At 70.0% G+C, this 20,741-nt stretch carries 18 protein-coding genes and 1 pseudogene; 14 read left to right on the top strand and 5 right to left on the bottom strand.

The window, feature by feature from the left end; all coding sequences use genetic code 11:
• Nucleotides 1–10: 10 nt before the first annotated feature.
• The 3 genes from ABEA43_RS52840 to ABEA43_RS52830 are packed head-to-tail and all read right to left on the bottom strand — an operon-like array spanning nucleotide 11 to nucleotide 3,191.
• Nucleotides 11–772 carry an endonuclease/exonuclease/phosphatase family protein gene (locus ABEA43_RS52840; RefSeq protein WP_345574216.1) on the bottom strand — a complete coding sequence of 254 codons (762 nt, stop codon included), beginning with the start codon at nucleotides 770–772 and terminating at the stop codon, nucleotides 11–13.
• A complete protein-coding gene (locus ABEA43_RS52835) occupies nucleotides 769–2,109 on the bottom strand; it encodes an aminotransferase class V-fold PLP-dependent enzyme (protein ID WP_345574214.1) in 1,341 nt (446 codons plus the stop codon). Before ABEA43_RS52835 ends, ABEA43_RS52840 begins: the two co-directional genes overlap by 4 nt.
• A 56-nt stretch (nucleotides 2,110–2,165) precedes the next feature.
• Entirely contained in the window at nucleotides 2,166–3,191 is a 1,026-nt protein-coding gene (locus tag ABEA43_RS52830) for an EAL domain-containing protein (RefSeq protein ID WP_345574212.1), read from the bottom strand.
• A gap of 121 nt (nucleotides 3,192–3,312) precedes the next feature.
• Between ABEA43_RS52830 and ABEA43_RS52825 the strand changes: the two genes are divergently transcribed.
• Nucleotides 3,313–3,966, top strand: a complete 654-nt coding sequence (locus tag ABEA43_RS52825) for an acVLRF1 family peptidyl-tRNA hydrolase (protein ID WP_345574211.1) — start codon at nucleotides 3,313–3,315, stop codon at nucleotides 3,964–3,966.
• A gap of 8 nt (nucleotides 3,967–3,974) precedes the next feature.
• On the opposite strand, the gene ABEA43_RS52820 is transcribed toward ABEA43_RS52825, so the two are convergent.
• Complete coding sequence (locus ABEA43_RS52820) at nucleotides 3,975–4,916, bottom strand: NmrA family NAD(P)-binding protein (protein WP_345574208.1); 942 nt, start codon at nucleotides 4,914–4,916, stop codon at nucleotides 3,975–3,977.
• Nucleotides 4,917–5,001: 85 nt separating this feature from the next.
• On the opposite strand from ABEA43_RS52820, the gene ABEA43_RS52815 reads away from it, so the two are divergent.
• The 13 genes from ABEA43_RS52815 (at nucleotide 5,002) to ABEA43_RS52755 (ending at nucleotide 20,171) form a co-directional block, all read left to right on the top strand.
• Nucleotides 5,002–5,589 (top strand): TetR/AcrR family transcriptional regulator, encoded by a 588-nt coding sequence (locus ABEA43_RS52815; RefSeq protein WP_345574206.1) that lies wholly within the window; start codon nucleotides 5,002–5,004, stop codon nucleotides 5,587–5,589.
• Nucleotides 5,590–5,778: 189 nt separating this feature from the next.
• Complete coding sequence (locus tag ABEA43_RS52810) at nucleotides 5,779–6,798, top strand: LacI family DNA-binding transcriptional regulator (RefSeq protein WP_345574204.1); 1,020 nt, start codon at nucleotides 5,779–5,781, stop codon at nucleotides 6,796–6,798.
• Nucleotides 6,799–6,886: 88 nt separating this feature from the next.
• Nucleotides 6,887–7,543 (top strand): DUF1961 family protein, encoded by a 657-nt coding sequence (locus ABEA43_RS52805; RefSeq protein ID WP_345574202.1) that lies wholly within the window; start codon nucleotides 6,887–6,889, stop codon nucleotides 7,541–7,543.
• A gap of 123 nt (nucleotides 7,544–7,666) precedes the next feature.
• Nucleotides 7,667–8,296: a YesL family protein gene (locus tag ABEA43_RS52800; RefSeq protein ID WP_345574200.1), complete on the top strand. Its 630-nt coding sequence runs from the start codon at nucleotides 7,667–7,669 to the stop codon at nucleotides 8,294–8,296.
• 119 nt (nucleotides 8,297–8,415) lie between these two features.
• Complete coding sequence (locus ABEA43_RS52795) at nucleotides 8,416–9,849, top strand: extracellular solute-binding protein (protein WP_345574199.1); 1,434 nt, start codon at nucleotides 8,416–8,418, stop codon at nucleotides 9,847–9,849.
• 56 nt (nucleotides 9,850–9,905) lie between these two features.
• A complete protein-coding gene (locus ABEA43_RS52790) occupies nucleotides 9,906–10,886 on the top strand; it encodes an ABC transporter permease (protein WP_345574198.1) in 981 nt (326 codons plus the stop codon).
• Nucleotides 10,887–10,897: 11 nt separating this feature from the next.
• Complete coding sequence (locus ABEA43_RS52785; protein WP_345574196.1) at nucleotides 10,898–11,812, top strand: carbohydrate ABC transporter permease; 915 nt, start codon at nucleotides 10,898–10,900, stop codon at nucleotides 11,810–11,812.
• Nucleotides 11,809–12,429, top strand: coding sequence for a rhamnogalacturonan acetylesterase (locus tag ABEA43_RS52780; protein ID WP_345574195.1), 621 nt, complete (start codon nucleotides 11,809–11,811; stop codon nucleotides 12,427–12,429). Before ABEA43_RS52785 ends, ABEA43_RS52780 begins: the two co-directional genes overlap by 4 nt.
• 13 nt (nucleotides 12,430–12,442) lie before the next feature.
• Nucleotides 12,443–15,058, top strand: a complete 2,616-nt coding sequence (locus ABEA43_RS52775) for an exo-rhamnogalacturonan lyase family protein (RefSeq protein ID WP_345574194.1) — start codon at nucleotides 12,443–12,445, stop codon at nucleotides 15,056–15,058.
• Nucleotides 15,059–15,169: 111 nt separating this feature from the next.
• Complete coding sequence (locus tag ABEA43_RS52770; RefSeq protein ID WP_345574193.1) at nucleotides 15,170–16,768, top strand: ABC-F family ATP-binding cassette domain-containing protein; 1,599 nt, start codon at nucleotides 15,170–15,172, stop codon at nucleotides 16,766–16,768.
• 113 nt (nucleotides 16,769–16,881) lie between these two features.
• Nucleotides 16,882–17,097, top strand: coding sequence for a helix-turn-helix domain-containing protein (locus ABEA43_RS52765; RefSeq protein WP_020547488.1), 216 nt, complete (start codon nucleotides 16,882–16,884; stop codon nucleotides 17,095–17,097).
• Nucleotides 17,098–17,245: 148 nt separating this feature from the next.
• Nucleotides 17,246–18,067 (top strand): enoyl-CoA hydratase/isomerase family protein, encoded by an 822-nt coding sequence (locus ABEA43_RS52760; protein ID WP_345574190.1) that lies wholly within the window; start codon nucleotides 17,246–17,248, stop codon nucleotides 18,065–18,067.
• Nucleotides 18,068–18,299: 232 nt separating this feature from the next.
• Complete coding sequence (locus tag ABEA43_RS52755; RefSeq protein WP_345574188.1) at nucleotides 18,300–20,171, top strand: ABC transporter ATP-binding protein; 1,872 nt, start codon at nucleotides 18,300–18,302, stop codon at nucleotides 20,169–20,171.
• Between the two features lie 108 nt (nucleotides 20,172–20,279).
• On the opposite strand, the pseudogene tnpA reads toward ABEA43_RS52755, so the two are convergent.
• Nucleotides 20,280–20,697: pseudogene (tnpA, locus tag ABEA43_RS68405) on the bottom strand (IS200/IS605 family transposase).
• Nucleotides 20,698–20,741 lie beyond the last annotated feature (44 nt).

Raw genomic sequence — 20,741 nt, 5'->3', positions numbered from 1 at the left:
CCGCCGGCGGTCAGTAGCGCAGCTCGGCCAGCACGGCGTAGTGGTCGGAGGCCGGTTGCGGCCTGTCGCCCGCCACCTCGCAGCGCACCGGGTGGCCCGCGCCCCCGGCGCGCGGCCAGGCGCTCAGGACGTAGTCGAAACGGCGGTCGGGATAGAGCCCCGGGCGCGCCCACGGATTGGCGTTGCACCACGTATGTCCTGGACCGCCGTCGCCGGCCACCTCCCAGGAGTCGTAGAACACCACGCCGGGCGTGCCGGGAGCCGTGCGCCCGGTCAGCATCCTGATCTCGTCGCTGTCGGGCGGCGCGTTGAAGTCGCCGCACACCACCGCGGGATGCCGGCGCGAGGCCACCTCGCCCACGAACGCCGTCAGCGCCCGCACCTGCGCCTGGCGCACCTCGGACTCGTCCAGCCGGAACGAGCCGAGGATCACGCTGAACACCTGTAACGGCCCGCGCGGCCCCGCCAGCTCGCAGAACAGCACGCTGCCCGGCATCGCGCCGCCCGCCAGATGCCGCTCCTCGTGCCGGAGGATCGGCCAGCGCGACAGCACCCCGCACGGCAGGGCGCCCGAGCTCGCGGCGGAGTGCTCGTAGCCGAGCGACTGGCCGGCCCACTCCTGCAGCGCGACCACGTCGGGGGCCAGCTCGCGCACCACCTTCTCGATCTGCCGGGTGCGCTCGGCGTGCGGGCCGTATTCGCCCCACACGTTCCAGGTCAGCAGGCGCACGCGGGTCTCGATCAACGGCCCGTACGGCTCCGCCCAGCTCATCGCAGCCCTTCCACCACCTTGACCGCCTGATCCACCTGCTCGGGGCTCGTCACGATACTGGTGCCGAAGCGCAGGAGCGAGGGGTTGTACGGAGTCGTGCTCGCGACCACCTTCCCCGCGTGCAGCCGCTGCACCGCCTCGAACGGCTGCACGCCCTCGATCGAGCAGCACACCAGCCCGGCCGACAGCTCGGGCGCGCGCGGCGTGGCCAGCGTGACGTGCGGGATCCCGGCCAGCCCCGCCTTGAGCCTGGTGGCCAGCTCCTGGGTGCGCCGCTGGACGCGGTCCTTGCCGATCGCCGTCATGAACCCGAAGGCCTGCGCCATCGCCCACCGGTGCTCGAACGCCTTGAACCCGCCGGGCGTGACCAGCTCGGCCGTGCTCGCGGCCGGCTCCCTGCCCTCCTGCCAGGCGGCGAACGAGGCCTCGCTGAAACTGGCGATGACCGGCGCGACCGCGTCCCAGGCCCGGCCCCACACGATGCCGGTGCCGCGCGGCCCGAACAGCCACTTGTGCGTCCCGCTGGCCAGGAAGTCGCAGCCCAGGTCCGCCACGCCGTCGGCCAGCGCGCCGAACCCGTGCACGCCGTCCACGCACAGCAGCGCCCTGTCGCGCTCGTCGCGGCCCTTGTTCGCCTCGGCCAGCAGGTCGGCGATGGCGCGGACGGGCACGCGCACGCCGGTGCTGGAATGGACCCAGGTGACCGCGACCACCCGCGTGCGCGGGCCGAGCCCCGCCTTGACGGCGGACACCATCCGGTCGGCCGAGGCCGTGGCCGGGTCGTCGTACAGCCTGACCTTGCGCACCTTCGCCCCCGTGCGCCCGGCCAGCAGCCGCAGCCCCTCGTGGGTGGCCAGGAAGTCGTGCTCGGTGGTCAGCACGTCCTGCCCGGGGAGCAGCCGGATGCCGGAGTAGAGCAGGCCGAGGCCCATCGTGGTGCTGTCGGTCAGCGCGATGCCGCCCGCCTCCGCGCCCAGGTAGCGGGCCGCCGCCTCGCGCACGGTCTGGTCGGGGGACTGCCCGCCCTGCGGGGTGTACTCGGGGTCGGCGTCGAGGGCGTCGCGATGGGTCCTGATCGCCGCGCGCACCGGTGCGGGGGCGGGCGCCAGCACGAACGCCGCGAACTGCGCATAGGCCGGATCCATCGCGAACTGCGCGCGTACGGAGGCCCAGTCCGCCGGGTCGAACGCCGGGTCCGTGCCGCCGCCCGCCGCCGGGGTGGCTGCCGGGGTGGCTGGGGCCGCCGGGGTCGCCGTGCACGCGCCCGCGCCGGCCAGCAGGCCCGCGCCGAGCAGCGTCTGTCCGATGAGGGCGCGTCTGCCGAGCGGCCGGTCCATGGCTCATTCCTATCCCGGGGGCCACGTCGCCGCCCAGCACCGGCCGCGAGTCGTTATCAGCTCCTGATGGAGGTCACCTGCCTGATCAGGTCGGAGACGCGCACGATGCCGAGGCAGCGGTTCAGCTCGTCGGTCACCACCAGGTCGTCGTAGACCCGGTGCGCGTCCCGGCCGGCCGCCTGCATGGCGGCGATGGCCGGGGTGGTCCGCGGAACCGTGCGCGGCGGGTCCGCCAGCCGCTGCGCCGGCTTCGAGCCGTGCAGGGCGTGGCCGTAGCGGGCCGCGAACGACAGCAGGAACCTGCTGCGGTCCAGGCTGCCCTTGGGCCGCTGGAACTCATCCACCAGGATCACGCTGGTGATCGTCGGCTCGTGCCCGAACGCGGTGACCACCTCCTCCGCCTTGGCCCCGGCCGGCAGCGTCACGGCGGGCAGCAGCAGCTCCTGCACGCGGGGGCCGAACATGACCGCGTCCGGCGACTCCTCGGCGACCGGGAGCGGCACCCGTATCTTGCCGTCGGGTCCAGGGGCGACCAGAGGGCCGTGCGCGAGGCGCACGCCGAGGCCGCGGGCCACCGCGAGCTGCGGCTCGCGTTCGACGCCCGGGGCCAGCACGTGCGCGCCGATGCCGCGGGACAGCGTCACCACCGACCGCGCCACCGCGACCGCGCGGTGGTCGCCGGGGATGCGCGCGACCAGCTCGGGGTCGAGGGCCAGCAGGTACGGGGCCGCGTCCGTGACCAGGTCCAGCGACGCGCCGCCGGAGCCCACGTCCGCGAAGCCGATCAGGTAGCCGATCGTGCGCAGGCCGTCGATCCCCACCTTGAGCAGCCGTCTGTCCTGCTCCTGGCACGGTCCCGAGAGCAGCAGGATCGCCTCGCGCGGATGCCGCCCCGCCCGCCTGAGCGCCTCGTGCAGGGGAGCCAGCGCGCCCGCGCCCGACAGCACCACCCGGATGGGCAGCTCCAGCACCATGGGCAGCGGAGTGGCCCGGAGGACGCCGGCGGAGTCGACGACGGCCGGGTGCGCGATCACGGCACCGGTGTCGAGATCCACCATGGGGCTGGTGAGCAGGGAGGACACATACCGATGGTGCTCCTGCCCCAGCCGCCCCAGAAGCCCCGCGAAACAGAATTTACCGACATTTCCGCTTCGGTTCCCCGCCAGGCTGGGGCGGGAACGGAGTTCGGCTAGCCTTCGGGGCATGAGCGCATGTCCGGCCAGAGGCGGCGGCCGGTGGGTCACGGTGCCGCCGGAGCGGGTGCACCCGTGGATCGACGGGTTCGCCGGGCGGCACGGCCCCTTCTCCGCGTCGGGCGACGCGCGCGTCGTGCGCCTGGTGGCGGAGGACGGGGCGCTGGCCGAGCTGCACGTGCCGTTCCCGCCGATGAAGCCGGGGCCGCCGCACGTCACCCGGCTCGTCGCCCATGCGGGGGCCGAGCGGCGGGTGGGGGTCTTCCTGGTGCGGCTCGGCGGCTACGCGGCGGGGGTCTTCCACGGCTCGGCGCTGGTGGCGTCGAAGGTGGGGTCGCGGCTGGTGCAGGGGCGTACGGCGGCCGGCGGGTGGTCGCAGCAGCGCTTCGCCAGGCGGCGCAAGAACCAGGCGGCCCAGGTCTTCGACGACGCGGTGGAGACGGCGGTGCGGGTGCTGTCGCCGTACCTGGGGGAGCTGGACGGGATGGTGCTGGGCGGGGACCGCAGGGCGGTGGACGCCCTGCGGCCGGATCGGCGGCTCGCGCCGCTGCTCGCGCTGGAGACCGAGCCGTTCGTGGTGGTGCCGGATCCGCGGCTGGCCGTGCTGCGGGAGACCCCGGCCACCTTCAGGGCGGTCCGCGTCCGCGTGGTGGACCCGGGGTGAGCGCGCGGCTATGACGCGGTGCGCCCCTGGCCGGAGTGGTCTTCCGCGAATGAGGCCCTGTGGCCGTCGGCCACGAAAGCGGCTCTGTGGCCGTCGGCCACGAAAGCGGCTCTGTGGCCGTCGGCCACGAAAGCGGTTCTGTGGTCGGCGAGGAAGGCGGACAGCGGGCGGGGCGGGCGGCCTGTCAGGTCCTCGACCGCCGTCGTGGTCGTCGCCCATCGGCCGTCGCCCGTGTCGGCCATCAGCTCGGCCAGGTCGCCGGCGTGCGGCTGCGGGATGCCCTGCCGTTCCAGGTGCGCGGTCATCTCGGGGACGGGCAGGTTCACGTACCGGACCGTGTGGCCGATGGCGGTGCTGATCGCGGCGGCGATCTGGTCGTGGGACAGCGACTCGGGCCCGGTGAGCACGTGGTCGCCGGATTCGGCCACCGGGCGGGTCAGCAGTGCCGCCGCCACCTCGGCGATGTCGCGGGTGTCGATGTAGTTGACCGGCTTGGGGCCGTACGAGCCGTAGAAGCGGCCGTCCCGCACCTCGCGCGGCAGGTTCTGCATGAAGCCGGTCGGCTGGAGGATCGCGTACGGCAGGCCCGACTTCCGCAGGTGGGCGTCGACCGTCCCGTGCATGCCGCCGCCCAGCTTCGCGCCCGGCGTGGCGTCCCGCACCGACACCGCCACCACCTGCGCCACGCCCGCGCGGGCGGCCAGGTCGATCACCGCGCGGTGGGCGTCGGCGAAGCCGGGCCACAGCGAGCTGTTGAGGAAGAGGCGGTCGCCGGGCGACAGCAGCCCGCCGATGCTCTCGGGCTGGTCGAAGTCGCCCAGCGCCTGGTCGCAGCCCAGATCCCCGGCCGGGCGGCGGACCACCGCGAGCACGTCGTGCCCGCCGGAGCGCGTCAGCCGCCCGACGAGGGCCCGTCCGATGGAGCCGGTGGCACCGGTCACCACGATCATCGTCGTCCTCCTAAGTGGAATCTCGAATTCCGGTTGCCCGGACGCTACACTAACCGGAATCGAGTCGTCCACTTTGGAGTCGTACGTGCGCGCTGATGCCAGGCGGAATCTGGACAAGATCGTCGTCGCGGCCGCCGAGGTGGTGTCCGAGCGCGGCGTCAACGCGCCCATGGAGGCCATCGCCAAGCGCGCGGGTGTCGGGGTCGGCACGCTCTACCGCCGCTTCCCCGACCGGCACGCGCTGATCGCGGCCGTCGGCGACCACTACATCCACACGATGGCCGAAGCGCTCGACCGGGCCGCGAGCACCGCCTCCGACGCCTGGAGCGCGATCTGGGACTTCGTCTCCTGGGCCGCGGAGCCGGGCCGCGCCGCGCTGGCCACCGCGCTGGCCGAGCTGCCCGAGGAGGCGTTCGTGGAGCGTTCCGAGTTCGCGCGGATGCGGGCGCAGTGGGTGCAGCGGTTCGACGGGCTCGTGCGCAGGGCTCAGGCCGAGGGCTCGATGCGCGCCGACGTCGGCGTCGAGGACCTCGTCCACCTGCTCAACGTCTTCACCTGCCACCCCGACCACCTGCCCGAGCCGGTGGCGGCGCAGCCCGCGCGATACCTGCGCCTGATGCTCGACGGCATGAAGGCCGGCGCCGCGACGCCGCCGCCCGGTGGCCCGGCGTGACCGTTCTGTGTGGTTGAGACGATTCAATAAAATCTTGAATGCCGCTATGCTGAGCGAGTTCACGGTGCAGCCGCTTTCGGCGGTCCACCCCAGACAGCGGTTTCTGCACCTGTGCGGTGCGACCGCGTCCAGCGGATCACCGAAAGCAGCGGATCATGCACTTACAGCAGCACGGCCTCGTGAGGATCGATGGCGACCAGGAACATCAAGGAGGTCGCGCAGCTGGCGCGCGTCTCTGTGGGCACGGTGAGCAATGTGCTCAACCGCCCGGAGATCGTGTCCCCCGCCACACGCGAACGCGTCTTCGAAGCAATCAAGAAACTGGGCTTCGTCCGCAATGAGGTGGCCCGCCACCTGCGGGTCGGGCGCAGCCGTACCGTCGGGCTCGTCGTGCTCGACGTGTCCAACCCCTTCTTCGTGGACGTCGCCCAGGGCGCCGAATCGGTGGCCGACGACCACGACTCGATGGTGGTGCTCTGCAACAGCGCCGGCGACCCCGGCCGCGAGCGCCGCCACCTCGACCAGCTCGAACAGCAGCGGGTCATGGGCATACTGATCACCCCTGTCGAGATGGAGAGCCCCTGGCTGGAGGAGCTCGTCGCCCGGGGCACCCCCGTGGTGCTGGTCGACAGCCCGGCCACGGGCCTGCAGTGCTCGGTGGCCGTCGACGACCGGCTCGGCGGCCAGATCGCCGGTGCCCATCTGATCGAGCGGGGGCACCGGCGGATCATGTTCGTCGGCGGGCCGCCGTCGATCAAACAGGTGGCGGAGCGGCGCGCGGGCGTCACCAGCGCCGTCGCCGCTGCCGACGGCGCCGTCGAGCTGCTCACCTCCGCCGCGTCGACGCTCACCGTGGCCGAGGGGCGGGCGATCGGCGAACGGGTGGCGGCCCTGCCCGCCGAGGACAGGCCCACCGCCGCCTTCTGCGCCAACGACATGATGGCGCTGGGGTTCTTACAAGCGATGGCCACCCACGGGCTACGGGTGCCCGAGGACCTGGCCATCATCGGCTACGACGACATCGACTTCGCGGCGGCCGCCGCCGTCCCCCTGTCGTCCATCAGGCAGCCGCGTGAGCTGCTCGGGCGGACGGCCATCGACCTGCTGCTCGAAGAGGTCGCCGAGCCTGAGCAGCATCGGCACCGGCAGGTCATCTTCCAGCCCGACCTGGTGATCAGGGAGTCCAGCGCGCTGCGCCGCGACCTCTGACCGCCGGGATCCCCGGCCGGCGTGCCGTGGAGAGGCTGTTCCGTGCGCGGCGTCACCGCAACCTGAGACCACCGCACAGGAGGCTTACTTGACCGAGCTCTATCGCAACCCCCTGGCCGGCCCCGAAGACCTGGAGGGTTTCCGGATGGAGGGAGACGGAGCCGTCTCCTTCCCCCAAGGCCGCATGCGCCTGGAGAGCCTGAGACCGCCGTCCGAGGGCCAGGCGGCCAACCTGGTCCTGTGGTGTCCGCAGGAATTCCCCGCCGACGTGCGGATCGAATGGGACTTCTGGCCGGTCAGGGAGCCGGGGCTGGCGATCATGTTCTTCCACGCCCGGGGCAGGAACGGCGAGGACGTCCTGGATCCCGGCCTGGCCGAGCGCACCGGACCGTACGAGCAGTACCACCACGGCGACATCGACGCCTATCACGTGTCCTACTTCCGCCGCATGTGGGAGTCGGAGCGCGCGCTGCACACCTGCAATCTGCGCAAGAGCCATGGGTTTCACCTGGTCGCGCAGGGTGCCGACCCGCTGCCCGGGGTGCTCGACGCCCGGGGTCCCTACGCCGTCCGCATCGAGGTCAAGGGGCCGGAGATCACGTTCTCCGTCAACGATTTGGTCTCGTTCCGCTGGGAGGACGACGGCTCGATCGGCGGTCCGGCCCTGGCTGGAGGCAAGATGGGGTTTCGCCAGATGGCGCCGCTCATCGGAGAGTACGGAAATCTCCGCGTATCTCGTCATTGACTTTGAGTCGATTCAACACTAATTTCGCACCAACCGCCGTTCACTAGCTTGTAACTGGCCAGGAACCACGGTGCAACACTCCACCCCCGTATCCGTGCACATGCCACGAGAAGGTGGTGCCGGATGAACCATCCCGCCATGTCGATCAGGATTCAAGCTGCCTGCTCAGAGCTCATCTGGGCGGCTCGCCTGAACCTGATGTGGATCGTTTTCACCCTCGCTGGAGGCGTGATCCTCGGGCTCGGGCCCGCCACCGTAGCCGCCTACACCATGGCTCGACGGCATGCCCGTAATGAATCGTTTCAGGCTTGGACAGAATTCTGGACCGTCTACCGACGGGAGTTCGTCCGGGCCTCGTTGCTGGTCCTGCCGGCGGCGGTGCTCGCCACCGTGCTGATCGGCAACTACCTGTACTTCTCCGCGCTGGGCCCGGACATGGGGGCCCTGCGGATCGCGACCTTCGTCTCGCTCATCGCACTCGCAGGTGCGGGGGCGTACGTCGGGCCGCTGTACGTGCATTACGACCTGCCGCTGCGGGCCTGCTGGCCCAAGGCGGCCCAGCTAGCGCTCATGCGTCCGGCGTCGTCCGTGCTGTTGCTGCTAGCCCTCTCCGCTATCGCCTTCGCGACCTCGGCGGCGCCCCTCCTCGCGCCGCTGATCAGCATCGGCGCGTGGATTTACCTCAACACGTGGCTCTGCCTGCGCTTCTTCGAGGAGAACGAGGCGCGCCTGCATTCGAAAGGGAACTCATGAGCGCATCGCGTCGCCGGCGGCTCTTCGCCGGTGTGTTAACGCTAACGGCTGCTCTCACCGCTTCTGCCTGCTCCGGCGGTGGCGACGCGCCTCAGTCCGACCCGAACACGATCACGTTCATGTCGAAGCTGTTCGGCACTGCGCCCGAGCCGACAGGCGAGCTGCAGCAGGCCATCGAGAAGTTCCTCGGCAAGAAGCTCAAGGTCACCTGGGTGCCCAACGCCGAGTACACCGAGAAGATCAACGTCACCCTGGCCTCGGACAACATTCCGCAGGTCGTCGTGGTGGACCCGCACCTGCCGGCGTTCGTGAAGGCCGCGCAGGCCGGAGCGTTCTGGGACCTGACCGACAAGCTCGACAAGTATCCGAACCTGAAGCCGGCGAACGCCCAGGCCGCGCTCAACTCCTCCATCAACGGCAAGACCTACGGTCTCTACCGGATGCGGCCCCTGCTGCGCTCGGCGATCGTCATCCGCAAGGACTGGCTCGAGAAGGTCGGGCTCAAGGAGCCGGAGACGGTCGAGGACTTCTACCAGGTCGCCAAGGCGTTCGCGGAGAAGGACCCCGACGGCAACGGCAAGAAGGACACCTACGGGCTCATCATCCCGAAGTGGCCGGGTAACTACGCCAGCGCCAGCCCGTACGACGTCATCGAGACCTGGTTCGGCGCCCCCAACGGCTGGGGCGAGCGCAACGGCAAGGTCGTGCCCGGGTTCGACACGCCGGAGTTCCTCGAGGCCAACAAGTGGCTGAAGAAGATGGTCGACGAGGGCCTGGTCAACCCCGACTTCGCCACCCTCGACTCCGCCAAGTGGAACGAGCCGTTCTTCCACGGCAGGGGTGGCATGATCATCGACGTGAACATCCGCTCCCGCCAGGTCCTCGACCTGTTCAAGGACTCGGGGGACAAGGACTACGGCAACAAGGTCGCCATGGTCGGCAACCTGAAGCGGGCCGACGGCCAGAAGTTCTCCTACCCGTTCACCGGCTACGCCGACTCCCTCGCCATCTCCAAGCAGAGCGTGCGGACCGAGGCCGAGCTGGACAACGTGCTGAAGACGCTGGACAAGCTGGCCACCAAGGAAGGCCAGGTCCTGCTCCAGAACGGCATCGAGGGCCGCAACTTCAAGGTCGAGAACGGCGACACCGCCGCGCTGATCAACGAGGACGACCCGGCCGTCAAGACCGTCCAGGACAACGTGGACGACGCCTTCATCCAGCTCAGCACCAAGGGCACGATGGACATCGGCGGCATCGCCTACATGCGCGTCCCGTCCGGTGAGGCGTACAAGAACATGATCAAGCTCCAGAACGAGCTGATGGCGGAGGACCTCAAGACGGCCGTCCACAACGTGGGGCTGCCCGTGGTCGCGCCCGCCGCGATCGAGAAGGGCCCGCAGATCGACAAGATCGTCTCTGACGCGCGGGTCAAGTACCTGTCGGGCGCCATGACGGAGGAGCAGTTCAAGGGCGAGATCAAGCGCTGGTACGACGGCGGTGGCACCCAGGTGACCACCGAGGTCAACGACCTGCTCGCGAAGCTGCCCAAGTAGTCACGACGCCTGAGGGGCCCGGGAGCTTCCGGGCCCCTCCATGAAAGGAGGCCGCTGTGGCCACCGACCTGGCGACGCCTCCCGCGAAGGCGGCGCCCAAGGCGAGGAAGCCGAAGCGGGCCGACAAGGTGCCGCTCGGCACCGCGCTGCGGCGCTATCGCTGGCTCTACCTGATGCTCCTGCCGGGCCTCGCCTACTTCGTGATCTTCAAATATCTGCCGATGTACGGCGTGACGATCGCGTTCCAGGACTTCCTGCCCTTCCTCGGCTATTCGGGCAGCCCGTGGGTCGGCCTCAAGCACTTCGAGGCCCTCCTCTCCGGCCCCGACTTCGGCCGGCTGATGTTCAACACGCTGTTCCTGGCGCTGCTGCACATCGTCTTCGTCTTCCCCGCGCCGATCGTCGTCGCGCTGCTGCTGAACGAGCTGCGGATCAACTTCCTCAAGCGCTCGGTCCAGTCGCTCGTCTACATCCCGCACTTCCTGTCCTGGACCATCGTCGCGTCCCTGACGTACGTGCTCTTCTCCGCCGACTTCGGCGTGCTGGCCGCCTGGATGCGCGACCTCCTCGGCGACACCGCCAAGATCGACTACATGGCGCAGGAAGAGTGGTTCCGGCCGCTGATCATCCTGCAGCAGCTGTGGAAGCAGACGGGCTGGGGCACGATCATCTACCTGGCCGCGCTGGCTGGCGTGGACCCCAACCTGTACGAGGCCGCCCGCATGGACGGCGCGGGCCGCTTCCGCCAGCTCTGGCACGTCACGCTGCCCGCGATCCGCCCGACGGTCGTGGTCATGGCCATCCTCGCCTCCGGCAACCTGCTGGACACCGGCTTCGAGCAGATCTGGCTGATGACCACCTCGCTGAACCGCGAGGTCGCGGACGTGTTCGACACCTACGTCTACTACGCCGGCATCCAGAACGGCGCCATCAGCTACTCCACCGCGGTCGGCCTGTTCAAGGGCGTGGCCGGCGTCGTCCTGATCTTCGGCTCCAACTGGCTGGCCAAGCGCCTCGGCCAGCGGGGACTGTTCTAAGGAGCCCTGGCATGGCCACCATGACTCAGACCAAGAAGAAGACCGAGCTGGCAGCGAACAACACCAGCTCGGCCGGCAGCCGCGTGTTCGACATGCTCAACATCGTCGTCCTCGTCGGCCTGGCGCTGATCACGATCCTGCCGATGCTGTACGTGCTGGCCGCGTCGTTCGCCGGCGAGGCGGAGATCGCCGCGCGGCCGTTCTTCCTGTGGCCGGAGAAGATCGTCACGGAGTCGTACGCGTACATCTTCGCCACCCCCACCTTCGTCCGCTCCCTGCTCACGACCATCGGCGTGACCGCGGTCGGCATGGTGGTGCAGGTGCTGCTGACCTTCACCATGGCCTACCCCCTGGCCAAGCGGTACCTGCCGGGCCGGGCGCTGGTCCTGAACCTGGTCATCTTCACGATGGTGTTCTCCGGCGGCATGATCCCCACCTACCTGGTGGTGCGCGACCTGGGGCTGCTCGACAGCTACTGGGCGCTGATCCTGCCGCTGGCGATCAACCCGTTCTACCTGATCATCGTGAAGAGCTTCTTCCAGGAGCTGCCGCAGGCCCTGGAGGAGGCGGCCAGGATCGACGGCTGCAACGAGATGGGCGTCTTCTTCAAGATCGTGCTGCCGCTGTCCAAGCCGATCATCGCGACGTTCTCGCTGTTCTACGCGGTGGCGATCTGGAACGACTACATGTCGCCGCTGCTGTACATCACCGACCCGAACAAGTGGACGCTGCAGATCCTCGTCCGCCAGCTCACCAACACCGACGCCGCGGCCGCCCTGGCGCAGATGGACAGGACCTGGATCCCGCCGGAGCAGGGGCTGAAGTTCGCGGTCATCGTCATCGCGACGCTGCCGATCCTGTTCTTCTACCCGTTCCTGCAGAAGCACTTCGCCAAGGGCGTGCTGATCGGGGGCGTCAAGGAGTGACCCGCACCGTCCTGCTGGCGGGCGACTCGACGGTCGCCTCCTGCCCGGCCTTCGAGGCACCGATGTCCGGGTGGGGGGCGCAGCTCGGGCCCTACGTCGGCGGCCCGGTGCGCAACTTCGCCAAGGGCGGCGCCACCACGGCCAGCCACCGCGCCGAGGGGCTGTGGGCGGCGCTGCTGCGCGAGATCGCCCCGGGCGACCTGGTGGTGCTCCAGTTCGGGCACAACGACCAGAAAGAGCCCGAGCTGCCCTACCAGGACAACCTGCGCGCCTTCGTCGAGGAGGCGCGCGGGGCCGGGGCGCTGCCGGTGCTGTGCACGCCCGTGCAGCGGCGCCGGTTCGAGGGCGATCGGCTGGCGCCGACCCACGGCGGCTACCCCGGCCAGGTGCGCGCGCTGGCCGCCGCCGCGGGCGTGCCGCTGATCGACCTGACCGCCGCGACCACCGAGCTGTACGAGCGGCTCGGCCCGGACGGCTCGAAGGCCCTGTTCACCCATTTCCCGCCGGGCGCGCATCCGCTCTATCCCGGCGGAGTGGCCGACGACACCCATTTCTGCTTCCGCGGCGCCGACGAGGTGGCCGCGATCGTGGCCGCACGGCTGAAGGAGATCACGTGAGCGAGGAAACGATTTGACGCAGCATCTTGGCCGTGAGGAGGCCGCGCTTCGCTGGCTGGACCGGCCGGGAGAGGAAGGGGTGACCTGGGGGGTTCCGTGGCCGCGGGGCGCGGTCGGGCGGGACACGCCGTTCGCGCTGGCCGACGCGAACGGGGGCGAGGTGCCCGTGCAGAGCTGGGTGACCGCCACCTGGCCCGACGGGTCGGTCAAGTGGTCCGCGCACGCGATCGGCGCGCGGCCGGCCGCGGAGGCGTACCGGATCGAGCCGGTCATCGACCCCGCCCAGCCCGCGGAGCCCGCCGTCCCCGTCACCGTCGTGCGTGACGGCGGCGTGCTGCGCGTGAGCACCGGCGTGGTCACCTGGACGATCGAGGAGTCCGGCGGAACGCTGGCCCGCTCGATCTCGCGCGGGAGCCGCGAGATCGCCAGGGACGTCCGCCTGGTCAGCCTCCGGCAGAGCGAGCCCACCCCCGACGAGGGCGGCCAGGCGGCCCGCGAGCAGAGCACCGGCCAGGTCACCTTGGTCACGGTCGAGCAGGACGGCCCCGTGCGCGCCGTGGTGCGGCTGGAGGGCCGGCACGGCGACTGGCTGCCGTTCACCGTGCGCCTGTACTTCTACGCGGGCGCGGAGAACGTGCGGATCATGCACACGTTCGTCTGGGACGGCGACGCGGAGCGCGACTTCCTGGCCGGGCTCGGCCTGCGGGCCGACGTCGTCATGCGCGACGAGCTCCACGACAGGCACGTGCGGCTGGCCGGGACCGAGGGCTTCCTCACCGAGGCCGTGCGCGGGCTGACGGGACTGCGCCGCGACCCCGGCGAGTCCGCGCGGCGGGCGCAGGTCGAGGGCAGGGCGGCCGGCGAGATCGACCCCGAGGTGGCCACCCGCCTGCACCTCATCCCCGCCTGGAACGACTACACCCTCGACCAGGGCTCCGCCGACGGCTTCACCCTGCGCAAGCGCACCGCCGCAGGCCACTCGTGGGTGACGATCCCCTCGGGCACCCGCTCGGCCGGCTACGGCTACGCCGGCGGCGTCAGCGGCGGCCTCGGCTTCGGGCTGCGCGACTTCTGGCGGCTGCATCCCGCCAGGCTCGACATCAGGAACGCGGCCACCGGCCTCGCCACCGCGACCGTCTGGCTGTGGTCGCCGTCCGCGCCGGCCATGGACCTGCGCTTCTACCACGACGGCATGGGCCAGGACACCTTCGCCGAGCAACTGGAGGGCCTGGAGGTCACGTACGAGGACTACGAGCCCGGGTTCGGCGACCCGCACGGCGTGGCGCGTACGCACGAGCTGACCCTGCGCGCGTACGACGCGACGCCCTCCTCCGCGGACCTGGCCGCGCACGCGGCCGCCATGAACGCCCCCGGGCTGCTCGCGGTCACCCCCGAGCGGATGCGCGCGGCGGGCGTGTTCGGCGTCTGGGAGCTGCCCGACCGCTCCACGCCCGCGCACGCGCGGATCGAGGACCGGCTGGACTTCCTGTTCGACCTGTACGTCCGCGAGCGCGAGCAGCGCCGCTGGTACGGGTTCTGGGACTACGGCGACGTCATGCACACCTACGACGGCGACCGGCACACCTGGCGCTACGATGTGGGCGGCTACGCCTGGGACAACTCCGAGCTCTCGCCCGACCTGTGGCTGTGGCTGCAGTACCTGCGCACCGGGCGGGCCGAGGTCTTCCGCTTCGCCGAGGCCATGACCCGCCACACCGGCGAGGTGGACGTCTACCACCTCGGCAGGTGGAAGGGCCTGGGCAGCCGGCACAACGTGCAGCACTGGGGCTGCAGCTGCAAGCAGCTGCGCATCTCCAACGCCGCCTACCGGCGCTTCTACTACTACCTGACCGCCGACGAGCGCACCGGCGACCTGATGGACGAGCTGAGCACGCCCGAGGAGACGTTCGTCGTCATCGACCCCACGCGCAAGGTGCGCGAGGACGTCTACACCCCGGACCCGTCGGCGCTGTCGGTCGGGCTCGGCACCGACTGGGGGTCGCTGGCGGCGGCCTGGCTGACCCGGTGGGAGCGGCACGGCGACGAGCGGGCCAGAGACCGGTTGCTGGGCACGATGGCCGACATCGGCGCGCTGCCCCGCCGCTTCCTGACCGGCGAGGGCCGCCTGGACCTGGCCACGGGGCGGTTCGACACCACCACGGACAAGATCTCGATCTCGCATCTGTCGTCGCTGTTCGGGCTGCCCGAGATGTGCGCCGAGCTCATCGGCCTCGGCCTGGACGTGCCCGGCTTCGAGGCGGCGTGGCTGGAGTACTGCCGGCTCTACCTGGCCACGCCCGAGCAGCAGGAGGCGGAGGTGGGGGAGCGGCTGAGCGGCATCTCGCTGATCCAGGCGCACAGCAGGCTCACCGCGTACGCGGCCGCGCGCACCGGCGACGCCGAGCTGGCCGCGTGGGCCTGGCGCAAGTTCCGGCTGGGGGAGGGCGACCAGCTCAACCGCAACCCCTTGCAGCACCAGGAGAACTGGGAGCTGACCCTCGTGGACGGCCCGGAGGTGCTGCATCCGGTGCACGAGGCGCCGTTCGTCAGCACCAACAGCGCCGCGCAGTACGGCCTCGCGGCGATCCACAACCTGGCCCTGATCGGCAAGCACCTGGCGGAAGGTTAACCAGAGGTAGGGCCCCTGCGAGGGGCCCTACACTGATGTGTATGCATACTCCCGATTGACCGGCGCAGCACGCCCAATCCTCGTTTCCTAGCTCGGGAGTGTTCCGCCAATATGATCATCGCCAATGACATCGAGCTGCGCGCGGGCGCGCGCCTGCTCATCGAGAAAGCCTCGTTCCGGGTCAACCCCGGCGACAAGATCGGGCTTGTCGGCCGCAACGGCGCGGGCAAGACGACGCTGACCAGGGTCCTCGCAGGTGAGGGCATGCCCGCCGCCGGCAGTGTCACCACCTCCGGCAACGTCGGCTACCTGCCCCAGGACCCGCGCACGGGCGATCTGGAGGTGCTGGCCCGCGACCGCATCCTGTCGGCGAGGGGCCTCGACGAGGTCTTGCGCAAGCTGCGCGCGGCCGAGATCGGCATGTCCTCCGCCGACGAGCGCACCCGGGAGAAAGCCGTCAGGCGGTACGGCCGCCTCGAAGATCAAATGCATGTGCTCGGCGGATACTCGGCCGAGTCAGAGGCGGCCTCGATCGCCTCCAGTCTCGGCTTGCCGGACAGAGTCCTCGGACAACCCTTGCAAACGCTTTCCGGCGGTCAGCGAAGGCGCGTGGAATTGGCGCGAATTCTTTTCAGCGGAGCGGAAACTCTCCTTCTAGACGAGCCGACAAACCACCTAGATGCGGACTCAATCGGGTGGCTTCGCGATTTTTTGCGATCCCATCAAGGTGGCTTGGTGATCATCAGCCACGACGTCGGCCTTCTTGAAGCGACGGTCAACAAGGTCCTGCACCTGGACGCCAACCGGTCGGTGATCGATCACTACAACGTCGGCTGGAAGTCCTACCTCGCCCAGCGCGAGACCGACGAGAAGCGCAGGAAGCGCGAGCGCGCCAACGCGGAGAAGCAGGCAGGTGCGCTGCTCGCGCAGGCCGACAAGATGCGCGCCAAGGCCACCAAGGCCAAGGCCGCCCAGGACATGATGCGCCGTGCGCACCGGTTGCTGTCGGGCACCGAGGAGGAGCGCCAGAGCGACAAGGTGGCCCGCCTGCGCTTCCCCGAGCCGCAGCCGTGCGGCCGGACCCCGCTCATGGCCGAGGGCCTGTCCAAGACCTACGGCTCGCTGGAGGTCTTCACCGACGTCGACGTGGCCATCGACCGAGGTCACAGGGTCGTGATCCTGGGGCTCAACGGCGCGGGCAAGACCACGCTGCTGCGGCTGCTCGGCGGCGTCGAGGAGCCCGACACGGGCGCGATCCGCCCGGGCCACGGTCTCAAGGTCGGTTATTACGCCCAGGAGCACGAGACGCTCGACAGCGACAGAACGCTGCTGGAGAACATGCGCTCGGCCGGCGGCGAGTTCACTGACACCGAGTTGCGCAAGGTGCTCGGCTCGTTCCTGTTCACCGGCGACGACGTCGACAAGCCGGCCGGAGTGCTGTCCGGCGGCGAGAAGACCCGTCTGGCGCTGGCCATCCTGGTGCTCTCCAGCGCCAATGTCCTGCTCCTCGACGAGCCCACGAACAACCTCGATCCGGTCAGCCGCGAGCAGGTTCTCAATGCTCTGAGGTCGTATTCAGGAGCAATCGTCCTAGTCACCCATGACGAGGGTGCCGTTGACGCCCTGTCACCGGATAGGGTGATCTTGCTACCTGACGGAACTGAAGACGCATGGAGCGCCGAATTTTCCGATCTTGTGGCACTTGCCTGATCTTAATTTGAGTGGGTACGGATCTTTTCCCGTGGAGTAGGTAGCCGATCCCGCTGAAATGACTGATCATGGCGGAGTAACGCTGCGGAAGTCCGGCACTACAGGAGGTACTCGTGGCCGAGACACTGAAGAAGGGCACCCGGGTCACCGGGGCCGACCGGGAAAAACTGGCCGGCGATCTCAAGAAGCGCTACGCCGCGGGCGAAAGCATCCGCGCCCTGGCCGCTTCGACCGGTCGGTCCTACGGGTTCATCCATCGCATCCTTAGCGAGTCCGGCGTGACTCTGCGCGGGCGCGGCGGGGCGACCCGAGGCAAGTCCAAGCGCTGACGGCCGCCTCGGAACGTGCGACCGCAGCCGCCCGTCCCTAGTCAGCCGCCGTCGCGCCCGAGCCAGAACGATATTCTGTAGGCTCGGGCGCGACGGTCAGCAGTTTGGCCACGCACCCGTGCGCGGCCAAAGACGCAGGGAGCGGGCGATGGCGGAAGCGCAGGCGCAACAGCGCGGGGGGTATACGGAGGAGGTCTCCGCCGGAAGTTCGGCGGTGGACGGAGTCCGCTTCGAGGTGGACGGTGAGATTGCGACGATCACGCTGGACCGGCCGGAAAAGCGCAACGCACAGACGTTCGCGACATGGTCGGAGCTGGCTCGCATCGGCGAGAGCCTGCCCGAGCAGGTGCGCGTCGTCGTCGTGAAAGGTGAGGGACCGTCCTTCTCGGCAGGGATCGACCTGCGAATGTTCACACCTGAGGGGGTGCCAGGACAGGGCTCGTTCAGCTCGGCGGCCAAGAGCGACGGCACAACCTTCGAGCAGCGCATCAGGCAGGCCCAAGCGGGGTTCCTGTGGCTGCGCCGCCCGGAGATCGTATCCATCGCAGCTGTGCAGGGGCACGCGATCGGCGCGGGGTTTCAGCTCGCGCTCGCCTGTGACCTGCGGATCGTGGCCGACGATGTTTCGTTCTGCATGAAGGAGCCCGCACTGGGCCTGGTCCCCGATCTGACGGGAACCAAGCCGCTGGTCGAGCTGGTGGGCCTGGCCAAGGCGATCGACATCTGCCTGACCGCCAGGACCGTGCGAGCCGACGAGGCCATGCGCATCGGCCTCGCGGAGATCGTGGTCGCCGGGGGCGACCTGGGTCAGGCCGTACAAGACAAGATCGCGGAGCTGCTCGCGACCAACAGGGACGCGGCGGCGGCGACGAAGCGACTTCTCCAGGGTGCGCGCGGGCGAACCCTGGAGGAGCAGAGTGTGGCCGAGGGCATCGAGCAGGCCGCACGCATCAGGGCGCTGTTCGGCTGAGGAAGGGACGGCTGCGGTCCACGAGGCTGTCCCGCTGACGACGGGACGGCCGCGGTTCAAGACGCGGGTCCCGCTGACGACGGGGCCGCGGCGGGGCGAAGCGCGGTCCGGACGCGGATGGGGCCGCGGTGGCGCCAGGCGCGGATGAGCCGTGGTTACGCGGTGAGCGGACTCGGGAATCGTCGTAGGCCTCGGCGGCGCTGACTCCGGGGGAGCAGGAGGTATCCCCCGGATGACGATGATGGGCAAGGGCTTCGGCCCTCAGATGGCGTCCTTGCGGCGCGACGAATCGGTGACCAAGCAGCGGCTGCGGCCGGGCACGGTCCGGCGCATCGCGCGCTACGCCAAGCCGCACACCCGGCACATCGTGGCGTTCCTGCTGCTCGTCGTGGCGGGCGCGGTGATCGTGGTCGCCAACCCGCTGCTGATGAAGGCGATCATCGACGACGGCATCCTGGCCAAGCAGCCGGGCGTCGTGGTCGGGCTGGCCGTCACCATCGCCGCGCTGGCGCTGGTGGACGCCGGGCTGACGCTGGTGCAGCGGTGGTTCTCGGCCCGCATCGGCGAGGGCCTGATCTACGACCTGCGCACCGAGGTGTTCGACCACGTGCAGCGCATGCCGGTGGCGTTCTTCATGCGGGCGCAGACCGGCGCGCTGGTCAGCAGGCTCAACACCGACGTGATCGGCGCCCAGCGGGCGCTGACCAGCACCCTGTCGTCCGTGGTCGCCAACGTGGTCAGCCTGGTCCTCGTGCTGGGCGCCATGATCGCGCTGTCGTGGCAGGTGACGCTGGTCGCGCTGGTGCTGCTGCCGATCTTCATCGTGCCGGCCAAGTTCGTGGGCCGCCGCATGTCGGCGCTGACCCGCGAGCAGATGCAGCTCGACGCCGAGATGAGCTCGGTCACCACCGAGCGCTTCAACGTGGCGGGCGCCATGGTCGCCAAGCTGTACGGCCGGCCGGAGGACGACGCCGAGGTGTTCGGCAGCCGGGCCGCCCGGGTGCGCGACGTGGGCGTGACCGTCGGCATGTACGGCACCGTGTTCAGAGTCGCGCTCGGCCTGGTGGCGGCGCTGGCCACCGCCCTGGTCTACGGCATCGGCGGCGTGCTGTCGGTGTCGGGCGTCTTCGAGCTCGGCACGCTGGTGGCCCTGGCCGCGCTGCTGATGCGCCTGTACGGCCCGCTCACGTCCCTGTCGAACGTGCACGTCGACGTGATGACCGCGCTCGTGAGCTTCGACCGCGTCTTCGAGATCCTCGACCTCAAGCCCATGGTGGCGGAGAAGCCGGACGCGGTGCCGGTGCCCGGGGGGCCGGTCACGATCGAGTTCGACGACGTGCGCTTCCGCTACCCGGCCGCCGAGGAGGTCTCGCTGGCCTCGCTGGAGTCGGTGGCCAGGCAGGACAGCGGCCCCTCCCACCCGGTGCTCAAGGGCGTCTCGTTCACCGCCGGGCCCGGTCAGCTCATCGCCCTCGTCGGCCACTCGGGCGCGGGCAAGACGACGATGACCTCGCTGGTCTCACGCCTCTACGACGTCAACGAGGGCGCGGTGCGGATCAACGGGCTCGACGTGCGCGACGCCACGCTCGCCTCGCTGCGCGACACCGTGGGCGTGGTCATGCAGGACGCCCATCTCTACCACGACACGATCGAGGCCAACCTCCGTTATGCCAGGCCCGAGGCGACGGAAGAGGAGATCTGGGAGGCTCTCAGGGCCGCGCAGATCGGTGATCTCGTGGAGGGGCTGCCCGACCGGCTCGACACGGTGGTGGGCGACCGCGGCTACCGGCTGTCCGGCGGCGAGAAGCAGCGCCTGGCGCTGGCCAGGCTCCTGCTGAAGGCGCCGCGCGTGGTCGTGCTCGACGAGGCCACCGCGCATCTCGACTCCGAGTCCGAGGCGGCCGTGCAGGTGGCGCTGAAGACCGCGCTGGAGGGCCGCACCTCGCTGGTCATCGCGCACCGGCTCTCGACGATCAGGGAGGCCGACGAGATCCTCGTCGTGCACGACGGCCGCATCGCCGAGCGCGGCGGGCACGAGGAACTGCTGGCCCGCGGCGGGCTCTACGCCGAGCTCTACCGCACCCAGTTCAGCTCTTCAGCATGATGCTGGCGTGGAACCCCGGGCGTCTACTGTCTACACCCGGGAGGAACGGCAGTGCGGGAGGGCTTCGAGGACCGAGCGGTGCCGTGACAGCCAGTCCGCGTGAGCTGCTTAGCCCCGCCGTTTCTGGTTCTCGATGTACTCCGCGATGTACTCCGCGGTGATCGACCGCGGGCGCTGCCGCAGGACGTGGCGAAATACGACGGAGACCCGAAGTGCCCACCCTGCAGATATCGGCGGACGTTGCGGGCCGAACTCTTTGCGCAGGAGCCGGGCCGAGGCGCCTTTGAGGGAGTTGACCAGGACCGGCAGGGCGACTTTGGGCGGGTAGTGGACCAGCAGGTGGACGGGATCGTGCCCGCCGTTGAATGCGACCGGGACTGGCGCCGAAGCTGCCGCACACCTCGATCACGATGTTCTCGCAGCGACGCATCGATCTCCTCGGTGAACGCCTCGGCCCGATCTGTGAGGATAAGACCAAATGGGTGTGGAGGCTGGCGACGACGGTGTGTCCCCTCAGAAAACCCACGGTTCGATTCTCCTCCAGGTGACATGGACCGAATGATAATGTGT

This window comes from Nonomuraea rosea (assembly GCF_039539705.1).
In the GTDB taxonomy this organism is placed as follows: domain Bacteria; phylum Actinomycetota; class Actinomycetes; order Streptosporangiales; family Streptosporangiaceae; genus Nonomuraea; species Nonomuraea rosea.
The sequence above is the reverse complement of the archived record's forward strand: the minus strand, read 5'-3'. Positions and strand labels throughout refer to the sequence as shown.

Bases quoted from the DNA above. Each gene is read 5' to 3' on its own strand.
- ABEA43_RS52755 (WP_345574188.1), top strand. From the start codon at position 18,300: ATGACGATGATGGGCAAGGGCTTCGGCCCTCAGATGGCGTCCTTGCGG.
- ABEA43_RS52800 (WP_345574200.1), top strand. From the start codon at position 7,667: ATGAACCATCCCGCCATGTCGATCAGGATTCAAGCTGCCTGCTCAGAG.
- ABEA43_RS52785 (WP_345574196.1), top strand. From the start codon at position 10,898: ATGGCCACCATGACTCAGACCAAGAAGAAGACCGAGCTGGCAGCGAAC.
- ABEA43_RS52820 (WP_345574208.1), bottom strand. From the start codon at position 4,916: ATGATCGTGGTGACCGGTGCCACCGGCTCCATCGGACGGGCCCTCGTC.
- ABEA43_RS52825 (WP_345574211.1), top strand. From the start codon at position 3,313: ATGAGCGCATGTCCGGCCAGAGGCGGCGGCCGGTGGGTCACGGTGCCG.
- ABEA43_RS52760 (WP_345574190.1), top strand. From the start codon at position 17,246: ATGGCGGAAGCGCAGGCGCAACAGCGCGGGGGGTATACGGAGGAGGTC.
- ABEA43_RS52770 (WP_345574193.1), top strand. From the start codon at position 15,170: ATGATCATCGCCAATGACATCGAGCTGCGCGCGGGCGCGCGCCTGCTC.
- ABEA43_RS52840 (WP_345574216.1), bottom strand. From the start codon at position 772: ATGAGCTGGGCGGAGCCGTACGGGCCGTTGATCGAGACCCGCGTGCGC.
- ABEA43_RS52810 (WP_345574204.1), top strand. From the start codon at position 5,779: ATGGCGACCAGGAACATCAAGGAGGTCGCGCAGCTGGCGCGCGTCTCT.
- ABEA43_RS52795 (WP_345574199.1), top strand. From the start codon at position 8,416: ATGTCGAAGCTGTTCGGCACTGCGCCCGAGCCGACAGGCGAGCTGCAG.
- ABEA43_RS52835 (WP_345574214.1), bottom strand. From the start codon at position 2,109: ATGGACCGGCCGCTCGGCAGACGCGCCCTCATCGGACAGACGCTGCTC.